Annotated in this window: 14 protein-coding genes; 7 read left to right on the top strand and 7 right to left on the bottom strand. The window is 71.2% G+C overall.

Annotated features, from left to right (window positions below; all coding sequences use genetic code 11):
• Positions 1-3: 3 nt before the first annotated feature.
• The 4 genes from ABZS71_RS09345 (at position 4) to ABZS71_RS09360 (ending at position 4515) form a co-directional block, all read left to right on the top strand.
• Positions 4-474, top strand: coding sequence for a succinate dehydrogenase hydrophobic membrane anchor subunit (locus ABZS71_RS09345; protein ID WP_355844814.1), 471 nt, complete (start codon positions 4-6; stop codon positions 472-474).
• A 24-nt stretch (positions 475-498) separates the two neighbouring features.
• On the top strand, positions 499-2253 hold the full coding sequence (sdhA, locus tag ABZS71_RS09350; protein ID WP_355844817.1) for a succinate dehydrogenase flavoprotein subunit: 1755 nt from the start codon (positions 499-501) through the stop codon (positions 2251-2253).
• Entirely contained in the window at positions 2253-3026 is a 774-nt protein-coding gene (locus ABZS71_RS09355; RefSeq protein ID WP_356208578.1) for a succinate dehydrogenase iron-sulfur subunit, read from the top strand. The genes sdhA and ABZS71_RS09355 overlap by 1 nt, the downstream gene beginning before the upstream one ends.
• Before the next feature lie 214 nt (positions 3027-3240).
• On the top strand, positions 3241-4515 hold the full coding sequence (locus tag ABZS71_RS09360) for a serine/threonine-protein kinase (RefSeq protein ID WP_356208579.1): 1275 nt from the start codon (positions 3241-3243) through the stop codon (positions 4513-4515).
• A 229-nt stretch (positions 4516-4744) separates the two neighbouring features.
• On the opposite strand, the gene ABZS71_RS09365 is transcribed toward ABZS71_RS09360, so the two are convergent.
• Positions 4745-4897, bottom strand: a complete 153-nt coding sequence (locus ABZS71_RS09365) for a hypothetical protein (RefSeq protein ID WP_356208580.1) — start codon at positions 4895-4897, stop codon at positions 4745-4747.
• Between the two features lie 167 nt (positions 4898-5064).
• Here ABZS71_RS09365 and ABZS71_RS09370 point away from each other — a divergent pair, with 167 nt between their 5' ends.
• Positions 5065-5814 (top strand): VanZ family protein, encoded by a 750-nt coding sequence (locus tag ABZS71_RS09370; protein WP_356208581.1) that lies wholly within the window; start codon positions 5065-5067, stop codon positions 5812-5814.
• A 351-nt stretch (positions 5815-6165) separates the two neighbouring features.
• Here ABZS71_RS09370 and ABZS71_RS09375 read toward each other — a convergent pair whose 3' ends face one another.
• Positions 6166-6594 carry a hypothetical protein gene (locus ABZS71_RS09375; protein ID WP_356208583.1) on the bottom strand — a complete coding sequence of 143 codons (429 nt, stop codon included), beginning with the start codon at positions 6592-6594 and terminating at the stop codon, positions 6166-6168.
• Between the two features lie 49 nt (positions 6595-6643).
• Complete coding sequence (locus tag ABZS71_RS09380; RefSeq protein WP_355844826.1) at positions 6644-6895, bottom strand: hypothetical protein; 252 nt, start codon at positions 6893-6895, stop codon at positions 6644-6646.
• A gap of 106 nt (positions 6896-7001) precedes the next feature.
• On the opposite strand from ABZS71_RS09380, the gene ABZS71_RS09385 reads away from it, so the two are divergent.
• On the top strand, positions 7002-8276 hold the full coding sequence (locus tag ABZS71_RS09385; RefSeq protein ID WP_356208584.1) for a D-alanyl-D-alanine carboxypeptidase: 1275 nt from the start codon (positions 7002-7004) through the stop codon (positions 8274-8276).
• Between the two features lie 8 nt (positions 8277-8284).
• Here ABZS71_RS09385 and ABZS71_RS09390 read toward each other — a convergent pair whose 3' ends face one another.
• The 4 genes from ABZS71_RS09390 to ABZS71_RS09405 are packed head-to-tail and all read right to left on the bottom strand — an operon-like array spanning position 8285 to position 11299.
• The gene (locus tag ABZS71_RS09390; protein WP_356208585.1) at positions 8285-9220 is read right to left on the bottom strand and encodes a YihY/virulence factor BrkB family protein; all 936 of its coding nucleotides are present in this window, start codon (positions 9218-9220) and stop codon (positions 8285-8287) included.
• Positions 9221-9247: 27 nt separating this feature from the next.
• Positions 9248-9697 (bottom strand): GtrA family protein, encoded by a 450-nt coding sequence (locus tag ABZS71_RS09395; protein WP_356208703.1) that lies wholly within the window; start codon positions 9695-9697, stop codon positions 9248-9250.
• A 44-nt stretch (positions 9698-9741) separates the two neighbouring features.
• A complete protein-coding gene (locus ABZS71_RS09400; RefSeq protein ID WP_355844835.1) occupies positions 9742-10707 on the bottom strand; it encodes a decaprenyl-phosphate phosphoribosyltransferase in 966 nt (321 codons plus the stop codon).
• Positions 10700-11299 carry a phosphatase PAP2 family protein gene (locus tag ABZS71_RS09405; RefSeq protein ID WP_356208587.1) on the bottom strand — a complete coding sequence of 200 codons (600 nt, stop codon included), beginning with the start codon at positions 11297-11299 and terminating at the stop codon, positions 10700-10702. The genes ABZS71_RS09400 and ABZS71_RS09405 overlap by 8 nt, the downstream gene beginning before the upstream one ends.
• Positions 11300-11433: 134 nt before the next feature.
• Between ABZS71_RS09405 and ABZS71_RS09410 the strand changes: the two genes are divergently transcribed.
• A complete protein-coding gene (locus tag ABZS71_RS09410; protein WP_356208588.1) occupies positions 11434-12813 on the top strand; it encodes an FAD-binding oxidoreductase in 1380 nt (459 codons plus the stop codon).
• The last annotated feature ends 62 nt before the right edge of the window (positions 12814-12875 follow it).

A 12875-nucleotide genomic window follows, 5' to 3' on the forward strand; every position in this document is an offset into this window, starting at 1 on the left:
CACATGTCCGCCGAGACCACCACCCCCGCAAGCGACTCGGTCAGCTTGTACGACGTGGACCATCCGGCCCCGGTCATCGAGCCGCCGCGGGCCCGTAGCCGCAGGACGCCGAAGACGACCCGTACCAACTTCGAGATGTACGGCTGGCTCTTCATGCGCCTGTCCGGCGTCCTGCTGGTCGTCCTCGTCCTGGGCCATCTGCTGATCCAGCTGGTGCTGGACGGCGGTGTCACCAAGATCGGTTTCGCCTTCGTGGCCGGCCGCTGGGCCTCGCCGTTCTGGCAGGCCTGGGATCTGATCATGCTGTGGCTCGCCACGCTGCACGGCGCGAACGGCCTGCGCACGATCATCAACGACTACGCGGAACGGGACAACACCCGCCTGTGGCTGAAGGGGCTGCTCTACACGGCAGCGGGATTCACCATCGTGCTCGGCACCCTGGTGATCTTCACCTTCGACCCGAACATCCGCTAGGCCCCGGGGCTGAGGTATCCACTCATGAAGATCCATAAGTACGACACCGTCATCGTGGGCGCCGGCGGCGCCGGCATGCGCGCGGCCATCGAGTCGACGAAGCGCAGCCGTACCGCCGTGCTCACCAAGCTGTATCCGACCCGCTCCCACACCGGCGCCGCCCAGGGCGGCATGGCCGCCGCCCTCGCCAACGTCGAGGAGGACAACTGGGAGTGGCACACCTTCGACACGATCAAGGGCGGCGACTACCTGGTCGACCAGGACGCCGCCGAGATCCTGGCGAAGGAGGCCATCGACTCGGTCCTCGACCTGGAGAAGATGGGCCTGCCGTTCAACCGGACCCCGGACGGCACCATCGACCAGCGCCGCTTCGGCGGCCACAGCCGTAACCACGGCGAGGCCCCGGTCCGCCGGTCCTGCTACGCCTCGGACCGCACCGGCCACATGATCCTCCAGACGCTGTACCAGAACTGCGTCAAGGAGGGCGTGGAGTTCTACAACGAGTTCTACGTCCTGGACCTGCTGCTCACCGAGGTCGACGGGGTCAAGCGCACCGCCGGTGTGGTGGCCTACGAGCTGGCCACCGGTGAGCTCCATGTCTTCCAGGCGAAGGCCGTGATCTTCGCCTCGGGCGGCTGCGGCAAGTTCTTCAAGGTGACCTCCAACGCGCACACCCTGACCGGTGACGGCCAGGCGGTCGCGTACCGGCGCGGGCTGCCGCTGGAGGACATGGAGTTCTTCCAGTTCCACCCGACCGGCATCTGGCGCATGGGCATCCTGCTGACGGAGGGCGCCCGCGGTGAGGGCGGCATCCTCCGCAACAAGGACGGCGAGCGCTTCATGGAGAAGTACGCGCCGGTCATGAAGGACCTCGCCTCCCGCGATGTGGTCTCCCGCTCCATCTACACGGAGATCCGCGAAGGCCGTGGCTGCGGCCCCGAGGGCGACCACGTCTACCTGGACCTGACCCACCTCCCGCCGGAGCAGCTGGACGCCAAGCTGCCCGACATCACCGAGTTCGCGCGGACGTACCTGGGCATCGAGCCGTACACGGACCCGATCCCGATCCAGCCGACCGCGCACTACACGATGGGCGGCATCCCGACCAACGTCCAGGGCGAGGTGCTCGCCGACAACGACACCGTCGTGCCGGGGCTCTACGCCGCGGGTGAGGTCGCCTGCGTGTCCGTGCACGGCGCCAACCGGCTCGGCACCAACTCGCTGCTCGACATCAATGTCTTCGGCCGCCGCGCCGGCATCGCCGCCGCGGAGTACTCCGCCAAGGCCGACTTCGTCGAGCTCCCCGAGGAGCCGGCCGAGTTCGTCCGCTCCCAGGTCGAGAACCTGCGCGATGCGACCGGCACCGAGCGGGTCACCGAGATCCGCAAGGCGCTGCAGGAGACCATGGACAAGAACGTCATGGTCTTCCGCACCGAGCAGACGCTCAAGGAGGCCGTCGAGGAGATCGGCCATCTGCGCGAGCGCTTCAAGAACTGCAGCGTCCAGGACAAGGGCAGGCGGTTCAACACCGACCTGCTGGAGGCCATCGAGCTGGGCAACCTTCTCGATCTTGCCGAGGTCATGGCCGTCTCCGCGCTGGCCCGCAAGGAGTCCCGCGGCGGCCACTACCGCGAGGACTACCCGAACCGCGACGACGTCAACTTCATGCGGCACACCATGGCGTACCGCGAGGTGGGCGCCGACGGCGCCGAGTCCATCCGCCTCGACTACAAGCCGGTCGTGCAGACCCGCTACCAGCCGATGGAGCGTAAGTACTGATGAGCACCCCCACGCTTGAGAAGCCCGACCAGGCGCCGGAGGCGGCCGACGCCACCGCCTCGCACCTGATCACGGTCACCTTCCGGATCCGGCGCTTCAACCCGGAGGTCTCGGACCAGGCGGTCTGGGAGGACTTCCAGATCGACATCGATCCGAAGGAGCGCGTCCTCGACGGCCTCCACAAGATCAAGTGGGAGCTGGACGGCACCCTGACCTTCCGCCGCTCCTGCGCCCACGGCATCTGTGGCTCCGACGCCATGCGGATCAATGGCCGCAACCGGCTGGCCTGCAAGACGCTGATCAAGGACATCAACCCGCAGAAGCCCATCACGATCGAGGCCATAAAGGGCCTCGCGGTCCTCAAGGACCTGGTCGTGGACATGGAGCCGTTCTTCCAGGCGTACCGCGATGTGATGCCCTTCCTGATCACGACGGGCAATGAGCCGACGCGCGAGCGCCTGCAGTCCGCCGAGGACCGCGAGCGCTTCGACGACACCACCAAGTGCATCCTGTGCGCCGCGTGCACCTCCTCGTGCCCGGTGTTCTGGAACGACGGCCAGTACTTCGGCCCGGCGGCGATCGTCAACGCGCACCGCTTCATCTTCGACTCACGCGACGAGGGCGGTGAGCAGCGGCTGGAGATCCTGAACGACAAGGACGGCGTCTGGCGCTGCCGCACCATCTTCAACTGCACCGACGCGTGCCCGCGTGGCATCGAGGTCACCAAGGCCATCCAGGAGGTGAAGCGCGCGCTGATCACGCGTCGCTTCTGAGCCTCGCGCTCCTCGGACGCGCTGATGCGGGCCCGCCCCCGATTCGGGGGCGGGCCCGTCCCGTCTGTCACCCCGTGAGCATGCGCCGCACCCGTTGAGCAAGCGCCGGTCTTGGTACGTACCTCCGGGGAAAGGCTGATGGGGCGCGTGAAACAGGGGTGACGCCATGACCGGCGGGCAAGAGCGCGAGCAAGAGCCAGGATCCGGCCGGCCCATGACCGGTGGCCGTCCGCTGAGCCAGGTGCTCGACCAGGACGGCCCGTTAGAGCCGGTCCGGGCCGCCGCTATCGGCCTGCGGCTGCTCGGCGTGCTGGAGGCCGCCCACCACAAGGGCATCACCCACGGCGACCTCCACCCCGCGCGGGTGCTGCTCCTCCCGGACGGCGAGATCGTCCTCACCGGTTTCGGCCCCACCGGCACGGACCCCTCCCTGCCGGTCACCGACCCGTCGTACGCCTCCCCGGAGCAGGCGCGGGGGGACGCCGGAACCCCCGCCTCCGACCTGTGGTCGCTGGGCGCGGTCCTCTTCGCGATGGTCGAGGGCCGCCCGCCCTACCGCGACCGGGGATGGATCGAGGCGACGCTGAGCGCGGTGGACCAGGAACCCGTACCGTCCTCGCCGAACGCCGGGCCGCTCACCCAGTCGATCCACGGCCTGCTGCGCAAGGATCCGCAGGAGCGGCTGACCGAACCGGTGGTGCGCCAGGCGCTGGAACGCATCCTGAACCAGGACCGGCCGGCCGACGCCCGAACCGGACCGCGGCTCCCCTGGCTGCGCGGCACCTACGAATCGTGGTGGCCGCCGGCGTGCAAACGCGACGGCCGGAGAGTCCGGGCCCTGGCGGTGGCCGTGGGCGCGCTGGCCCTCACCACCTCGCTGGTGGCCCTGGCCGCGAGCGGCTGGCTGACCGGGGGCGATGACCGCGCCTCCGGCGCCGCGCCCTCCGCGCCCCCGCCCCGCGGTGCCACCCCGAGCCTCCCCCGCGAGACCCCGGCGCCGTCCTCCCCCTCCCCATCCGGCGCTGCCGACGACCCGCCGCCGGGGTACTACCGCTATGCCGGCTCCGCCGGGTTCTCCATCGATCTGCCCAAGGGCTGGAAGCGGGTCACCAGCGGCTCGCGCTACCACCTCAAGTTCGCCGCCGACGGCGACGCGCGCAGTCTGGTCGTCACCTTCGGGAAGGGCCCCGAGTCCGACCCCGTCGACGGCTGGCAGCGCCTGGTGCCTTCGCTGCAGAAGCTCTCCCCCGGCTTCCAGCGGGTCGACGACATCCGCAGGGTCGACTATCGCGGGTGGAAGGCCGCCGACATCGAATGGTCCTCCGCCGTGGGAAGCGACCAATTCCGCACGTTCGGCCGCGGCTTCCTCGTCGGCGGTGGCCGGGGATTCACCATCAGATGGACGACTCCGGCGGACGTCTGGAACTCCGCTGAGAACAAGCGGGCGCTCGACATCTTTCTGACGTCCTTTGAGGAGACGGCCGGCTGAGGTCCGCCGCTGTCCGCTGACGGCTCCTCACATGGCTCTATACACTCTAGGTATACACATCACGTATAGTGCCGCGCATGGCCCACGCCCATCTCCTGCCGATCAAAACGGCCGCCGCCCTCTTCCCGCTGCTCGCGCTGTTATTGCTGCTGCCGACAGCCGTCGTCCTCTACCGCCGCCATGGCGTCATGTCCCCCGGCCGAGCCCTGTCGCTGTACGGCTTCCTGTACTACGGGCTCACCGCCTTCTGCATGACGGTCGTGCCACTGCCGAAGCGGACCGACATGTGCGCGCGGTACGCCGTCGTCGCCCGTCCGCAGTGGACACCGGGCAACACCTTCGGCGACATCTGGAAGGAGGCGCACCATAAGGTCGACGCCAACGCACTGGTGCTCCAGAACCCCGCCGTCGCCGGAACGCTCTTCAATCTGCTGCTGCTTCTGCCGCTCGGCGTCTTCCTGCGCTATCACTTCCGGCGGCGGGCTGCGCGCCACCGCCGGGATCGGCCTTGCGGTCTCCCTGTTCTTCGAGCTGACGCAGTGGACCGGGGTGTGGGGCGTCTACGACTGCCCGTACCGGCTCTTCGATGTGGACGATCTGCTCGTCAACACGGCGGGCGCGGTGGCCGGCTGGCTCGTCGCCGGGCCGGTGGCGCGGGTGCTGCCCGCGCTGGAGACGCTGGACGGACGGGCGCTGGCCGTGCGTCCGGTGCCGTTCGGACGGCGGACGGTGGCGCTGGTGGTCGATCTGGCCGGGTACGCGGTGACGTCCACCGTCACCGCGGGCGTCCTCGCGTCCACCGGCTTCATGGGCTACGCGCGCTGGGCGCCCGTCGGCGTCTTCGTGGCGTGGTTCGTCCTCCAGCCGATGGCGACCGGCGCGACACCGGGCAAGCGGCTGTTGCTGCTGCGGCTGGAGGCCCTTGACGGCGGCCCGCTCGCGCCCTGGCGGCTGACCGTGCGGGCGCTGGTGCTCGGGGTGGCGGCACTGCCGCTGCTGGCGGGGCTGTTCCTGGCCATGGCGGTGCTGTCGTACGACCCCTCACTGCCCGGCCTCATCGCCACGGCCCGCCGGGCGGACGGCCGCGAGGCGGCGACGCTCGCTGCCCTCTACCCCGGGGAGCTGCTGATGGCGCTGGCCGCGCTCGCCGGGGTCGCGACGTACGCGCTGCGCACCCTGCGCCATCCGGAGGGGCTGGGGCCGCACGAGAGGCTGTCGGGGGTGCGCAACGCCGCGCTGCCGCACTCCCGCGCCGCACGGCCGCCCGAGAACCGTGTCGTGGCGGCCCGGGAGTTCTGACCAAGGCTCTCGGCCGCGCCGAGTCGCGTCAGCCAACATTGATCTTGCTTTGGTCCTGCTGAAAGACGACCGCATGGACGAAGCATGTGACGCGGCTTCAAAGGCCATACTGAGCGGTCGCGTGGTGCCCTCGAACCACTGGCGAGCGCTGGAGGTAGTGAAGGCCCGGCAGCTACCTGAGGCGTCAGACCCACGCGAGGCATACCAAGGCATGAAGTCGATCGGCCGCTGATCACCCCGGCCAGTCGATCACCCGGGCCCGGCAGCAGGAAGCGGGGGGCGTCACCCATAGGCGCCCCCGCTTATTCGCAGGTCACAGGCATCGCGATGGACTGCACACGGGCAGTGTGTTCAGACCAATTTCCTGGTGACGAAATACGAGCCGTGGCGCGAGCGCAGCGCGCGCAGCGGCTTGGCGGCGGGGCCGAGGTCCTCGACGCTGCCGTCCACGAGACGCCGGGCGCGCCGCTCCAGCCACCTCCGTGGCGGCGGCCGTACCGCCTCCCCGGTCGGCAGGGCCAGGGTCAGGTACAGGTACAGGTACAGGACCCACAGATAGCCGGGCCACGCCAGCGCGCGCTGGAGCGCGAAGCCGGCCCGGCCCGCGATCAGCGCTCCGACGCTGACCAGCGGCAGCACGAATGCCGCCACCGTACCCGTACGCCGTGCCCAGCCGCCGCGCGTCGTCGTGTCCCGGACGAGCCGGCGCCACAGATACCCGTGCACACCTGCCAGCAGACCGATGACGGCCAGTGCGATCAGGGCGTAGAGCACGACCATCCCCGGTCCTCCCCTTGCGGGCTCGCGGCCCCGCGACTGCCTGGAACGGCTACTCGGAGGCGTCTTTCCCCCGCAGAGCGCGCAGACCACGGAACCCGATCACCCCGATCGCCGTCCCCAAGAGAAAGGACGTGATCGCGAGCAGCAGATGCACCCAAAAGTACGCGGTGGGATCGCCGGAGTCGTCGAAGGCGAGTCCGCTGGCGTCCTTCCACAAGTTTTTGACAAAGGTGAACCAGATGACCCAGCTCCACACCCCGAAGGCGAGCAGGAACCAGGACACGGGGCGGCTGAGCTTCATGGTTTCCAGTATGGACAGGTCCTCCGATACCTCCACGCGGGGGCCCGGGCCCCGTACGTCGGCGGTGCTGTCACCGTCCGCCAAGGCGCCAGGTACGTTCACCAGCGTGCCGACATCTTCATTCACCCCCGCCCGCCGCGGCGCAACGCCGCTGGCCACCGCCGCCGTCGTCCTGTTGTCCAGCCTGCTGAGCGCCGCGCCCGCGGTAGCCGCCGACCAGACCGGCGGCCCCGAGGGCAGCGAGACCCCGAGGCCTCCCGCCCAGATGTCCACCGTGGGCGGGGAGCGGCTCGGCCGGCCCGGCACTCAGGTGGACGCGAAGCCGGGGGCGCCCGCGCTGCCGAGGGGGCTGAGCGGGAAGTCCTGGCTGGTGGCGGACGCCGAGTCGGGTGATGTGCTCGCCGCGCACAACGCCCACTGGCAGCTGCCGCCCGCCTCCACCCTGAAGATGCTGTTCGCGGACACCGTGCTGCCGAAGCTGGCGAAGACGCAGGCCCATAAGGTGCTGCCGTCCGACCTGGCGGGGATGGGCGCGGGCAGCAGCCTGGTCGGGGTCAAGGAGAACTACACCTATACGGTGCACGACCTGTGGCTCGGTGTCTTTCTGCGCTCGGGTAACGACGCGGTGCACGTCCTGTCCGCGATGAACGGCGGCGTCCCGGCGACCGTGCAGGAGATGCAGGAGCACGCCAAGCAGCTGAACGCGCGCGACACCCACGTCGTCACGCCGGACGGCTACGACGAGAAGGGCCAGGTCAGCAGCGCGTACGACCTCACGCTCTTCGCCCGCTCGGGGCTTCAGAAGGCGGACTTCCGGGAGTACTGCTCGACGGCGACGGCGCAGTTCCCCGGGGCGTTCAAGAAGGGCAAGGACGGCGCGAAGACGCGCGAGAGCTTCGGCATCCAGAACACCAACCGGCTGCTGACCGGATTCAGCATCAAGCCCTATAAGGGCACCGCCGGAGTCAAGAACGGCTACACGACGAACGCGGGCTCCACCTTCACCGGGGTCGCCCAGCGCGGCAACCGGGTGCTGTTGGTCACGGTCATGAATCCGCAGAAGGCGGCGCCGAGCGAGGTCTACAAGGAGACCGCGCAGCTCTTCGACTGGGGCTTCAAGGCCGGCGACTCGGTGAATCCGGTCGGCACCCTCGTCCGGCCGGGCGCGGCGAGTGCGAGCCAGAGCAATGGGCCGGCCGGCAAGAAGTCGTCGGACGAGCACGCGCAGGCGTCCGTCTCACCGGGCCACGGCGGCTCGGGCGGTATGTGGACCGCGGCCGGGATCACGGGCGGCTCGCTGGCGCTGCTGGGCGCGGTGGCCTTCGCGGTGCACCGCCGCTGGCCCCTACCGGAGCTGGTGCGGCGGCGCTCGCGCCACTGAGCCCCGCCTTACGCCGCCGCCGGGGGTCCGTCGGGCGTGACGGACCCTCCGGCCTTGTCGGCCTCGGCCGCCCACTCGGCCGAGGCGTCGGCCTTGTCGGCGGGCGGGGTGGCGGTCCACGCGGCGCAGAACAGCGTGAGTTTCGCGGTGAAGTTCATCCACAGCAGCAGCGCGATGGGCACGCCGAACGCGCCGTACATGCTCTTGGCCGCCACATCCCGCAGATAGCTGCTCAGCAGCAGCTTGAGGAGCTCGAAGCCGATCGCTCCGATGAACGCGGCGACGACGACCGTCCGGCGCGGCGGCTCCACCCCGGGCAGCCAGGTCAGCACGTAGCACAGCAGCAGGAAGTCCGCGGCGACGGCGATGGCGAACGCGGCGATCCGCAGCAGCCAGCCGCCGCCCCCGTTCTCGGGAATGTGGAGGAGATGCGCGACCCGCCCGACGGCGGTGGCGGCGAGCGTGGAGACGGCGAAGGAGGCGAGGGCGACGCCGCCGAGGCCGAGCAGGACGACGGCGTCCTTGAGCTTACGTACCACCGGATTGCCCGGGTCCTCCTCCAGCTCCCATACGGCGCGCAGGCACTCGCGCAGCGAGCCCACCCAGCCGATGCCGGTGAACAGCAGCAGCGCGCCCGCGACGACCCCGATGGTGCCGGCGTTCTGGACGAGGCCGCCCAGGTCCAACTGGCCGGAGATCCCGGGGATCTGCTGGGCCATCTTCTTCTGCAGCTGGTGCATCTGCGTCTCGCTGAGCGTCGCGGCGCCGATGGCCGCCCCGACGGCGATGAGCGGGAAGAAGGAGAGAAAGCTGATGAAAGTGATCGCGGCCGCCAGCCGGCTCCAGTGGACGCGATCCAGCCGTTCGTACGCGCGCCAGGCGTGGGTGCGCATCACCCATGCGATCGCGGGGCCGACGAGCGGCAGCCGGGTCAACCATTCCATGATCAGCAACTACCCTTCTGCGCGGTTCTACTCCTCGGCGCACCGACGGGCGGCGCGGAAGACCAACGTTCGGGTTCCCCAGAACCGCAGACAGGTAGCAAGCACCATCCCGATCCCCGCTCCCGAGACGGCGTCCGCGCGCTCGGAGGTCAGCCCCAGCCCGTAGTGCGAGACGGCCAGGGTCAGCAGCTGGACGGCGGCACCCGCCAGGTTTACCGCGAAGAAGACCGCGTATTGGCGGGCACGGCGTACGGAGGCCCCCAGGGCGGCGGCGCGACGGCGGTACGTACCGATCGCGTTGCCGAGATAGGCGACCGTGCACCCGGCGATGAACGACAGCGCCTTGGCGGTGAGCGGGCCAAGCCCGACGGGCCCGCGCAGCCACAGGAACAGCCCCAGATCGGCGGCGTAGGCGGCGGCCCCGGCGAGCGCGAACCCGGTCAGCTCGGGCAGCATCCCCCGCACCCGCGCCCGCATCCGCGCCCGGACCCCCGGGCGGGCCCGCGACGGCGGCGCGCAGGTCACAGCCCGACGACCGCCGATCCGTACAGCGCCATCCAGGCGAGCGCCGTGGCCGCCAGGGGGCGGTCGCGCAGCAGTACGTCCTCAGGGGCGCCGGCGGTGCCGCGGTCGGCGAAGACGGCGTAGCGCAGCACGGCGAGGATGAAGGGCACCATGGACAGCTGGCGCCAGGGCAGCAGCCCATGGTGCGCGCCCTTGGTCTCCAGCGCCCACAGGCAGTACGCGAGCACGGCGACCCCGGCCGCCAGCTGCCACACGAACCGCAGATATCCGACGGTGTACTCGCCGAGCAGGGCACGCGTCTCCCCCGCCGCCGCACCGGGCCTTCCGGCCGTGAGCAGCGCCTCGGAATAGCGTTTCGCGGAGACCATATAGAGCGCGCCGAACCCCGTGGTGATGAGGAACCAGCGGGAGAGCGGGATGCCGAGCGCGATTCCGCCGACCATGGCGCGCATCAGAAAGCCGGTGGTGACGACGACGAGATCGACCACCAGCACCTGCTTGAGCCGCAGACAGTAGGCGAGCTGCATGACGACGTACGCGGCGATCAGCGCGGCGGTGGCCGGGTTGCACAGCAGCGCGGCCCCGACCGGCGCCAGCAGGGCCAGCGCCGTGCCCGTGGCGTACGCGACGGGCACGGGCACCTGCCCGGCGGCCACGGGGCGGCGGCACTTGTCGGGGTGGGCCCGGTCGGCCTCGGCGTCACGGGCGTCATTGACCAGATAGACGGCCGAGGCGGCGGCGGTGAACAGGACGAAGACGACGGCGAGGCGGGCCGCCACCTGGGGCGAGTCGAGCGCCCCGGCGGCGGCCGGGGCGGCGGTGACGAGCAGGTTCTTGATCCACTGCCGGGGGCGCGCGGTGAGCAGCAGCCCCAGCGGCAGCCGCACGCCCCTGGCCCGCGCCGTGCCGGTGGTGGCTGGGGTGGGCGGCGGCTCCTCCAGCAGGGTCATGGGATCAGCCATGGCGAGCGCCGCCGCTGTACGGTCCGCGCGTCCCTACGGTGCCCAGCCGGGCGATGAGCGCGCCGAGGGCCGCGCCGGCCGCCACGTCCGTCGGATAGTGCACCCCGACGACCAGGCGCGATACACAGACGGCGACGGCCAGGGGCGGTACGCACAGCCCGGCGGGCCCCAGCGTGCAGAAGGCAAGCGCCGCCGCGGCCGACGACGCCGCGTGCGCGCTGGGGAAGGAGTGCCGCCCTACGGTGCGCACCAGCGGCACGGCCCCGGGCAGCCGGGGCCGGGGGCGGCGTACGACACGCTTGAGGACCATGCTGGTCAGGTGTGCGGTGCCGACCAGGGCGGTGCCGCGCAGCCAGGCGCCGCGCCGCACGGGGTCGCCCGCGGAGCGCGCGGCGCCCAGGAGCCCGGCGGCGAGCCACAGGGCGCCGTGTTCGCCGCCCAGGGACAGCGCGCGGGCCACGGCGGCCACGCGCGCGTCGGTGCCGCGGGCGCGCAGGGCCACGAGCAGTCGGCGGTCCAGGCCGGTGGGGGACAGCACGGCCACCTCTTCTCGGTCGGTGCCCGGTCTCGGGCGCGGGGATTCTTCCCTCATGACTTTCGCCGCCGACGGGGCGTCAGCCGGGACTCCGGCGCCCAACACTCTGTTAATCACTCTTTTTGGTGAGGAATGCGAGGCAGGCCCGCAAGAGCTTCATACGCCGCATACCGGGAGATACGTTCATCCGTATGTCCGCCGTCGCCGCCCCGGCCGCGCCGCTCACCGGCTGGGGACGTACCGCCCCCACCGCCGCGGCCCGCCTGCTGCGCCCGCGCAGCTACGAGGAGGCCGCCGAGGTGGTGCGCGGCTGCGCGGAGCACGGCGCACGCGGCGGTATCGCGCGCGGGCTCGGCCGGGCGTACGGGGACGCCGCGCAGAACGCGGGCGGCGCCGTCCTCGACATGACCGCACTGGACCGCATCCGCACGATCGACGCCGTGCGCGGCGAGGTCGTCTGCGAGGCGGGCGTCAGCCTGCACCGGCTGATGGAGGTGCTGCTGCCGCTCGGCTGGTTCGTCCCCGTCACCCCCGGCACCCGCCAGGTGACGGTCGGCGGCGCGATCGGCGCGGACATCCACGGCAAGAACCACCATGTCTCCGGCTCCTTCACCCGGCACGTACGCTCCCTTGAGCTCCTTACGGCGGACGGCGCGATCCGCGCCCTCGACCCCGGCACGGATCTCTTCCGGGCCACGGCGGGCGGCATGGGGCTGACCGGTGTGGTGCTCTCCGCGACCCTCGCCCTGCTGCCGGTGGAGACCTCACTGATGTCGGTGGACACCGAACGGGCGTCCGATCTGGACGATCTGATGGCCCGTCTGGCCGCCACCGACCACCGCTACCGCTATTCGGTCGCCTGGATCGACCTCCTGGCGCGCGGCGCGGCCACCGGCCGGTCCGTCCTCACCCGCGGCGACCACGCCCCGCTGGACGCCCTCGTGCGGGGGCGTGGCAGCCCGCACGGCTCCCCGCTGGCCTTCCGCCCGGGACGGCTGCCCCCGGCCCCGCGCCGCATCCCCCAGCGGCTGCTCTCGCGCACCACCGTGGGGCTGTTCAACGAGCTCTGGTACCGCAGGGCGCCCCGGCTGCGGATCGGCGAGCTCCAGCCGATCCCGGCCTTCTTCCATCCGCTCGACGGCCTTCCGCACTGGAACCGGATCTACGGGCGCGGCGGCTTCGTGCAGTACCAGTTCGTCGTCGGCCACGGCCAGGAGGAGGCGCTGCGCGCCATCGTGCGGCGGATCGCGCGGCGCCGCTGCCCGTCCTTCCTGGCGGTGCTCAAGCGGTTCGGGGAGGCCGACCCGGGCTGGCTGTCGTTCCCGATGGCCGGGTGGACGCTGGCCCTGGACATCCCCGCCCACCTGCCGGGCCTCGGCGGCTTCCTGGACGAGCTGGACGAGGTGGTGGCGGGCGCGGGCGGCCGGGTCTACCTCGCCAAGGACGCCCGGCTGCGGCCCGAACTGCTCGCCGCGATGTATCCGCGGCTGCCCGACTTCCGCGCCCTGCGGCGGTCGCTCGACCCGCGCGGGGTCTTCACCTCGGACCTGGCCCGCCGGCTGTCCCTCTAGAACCCGCAGCTCTTCATACCCCCTGAGAGCCCCCCGGCTCCCTACAGCGCACACGAAAGGCA

The sequence above is a fragment of the Streptomyces sp. NPDC005393 genome (genome assembly GCF_040606675.1).
Taxonomy (GTDB): domain Bacteria; phylum Actinomycetota; class Actinomycetes; order Streptomycetales; family Streptomycetaceae; genus Streptomyces.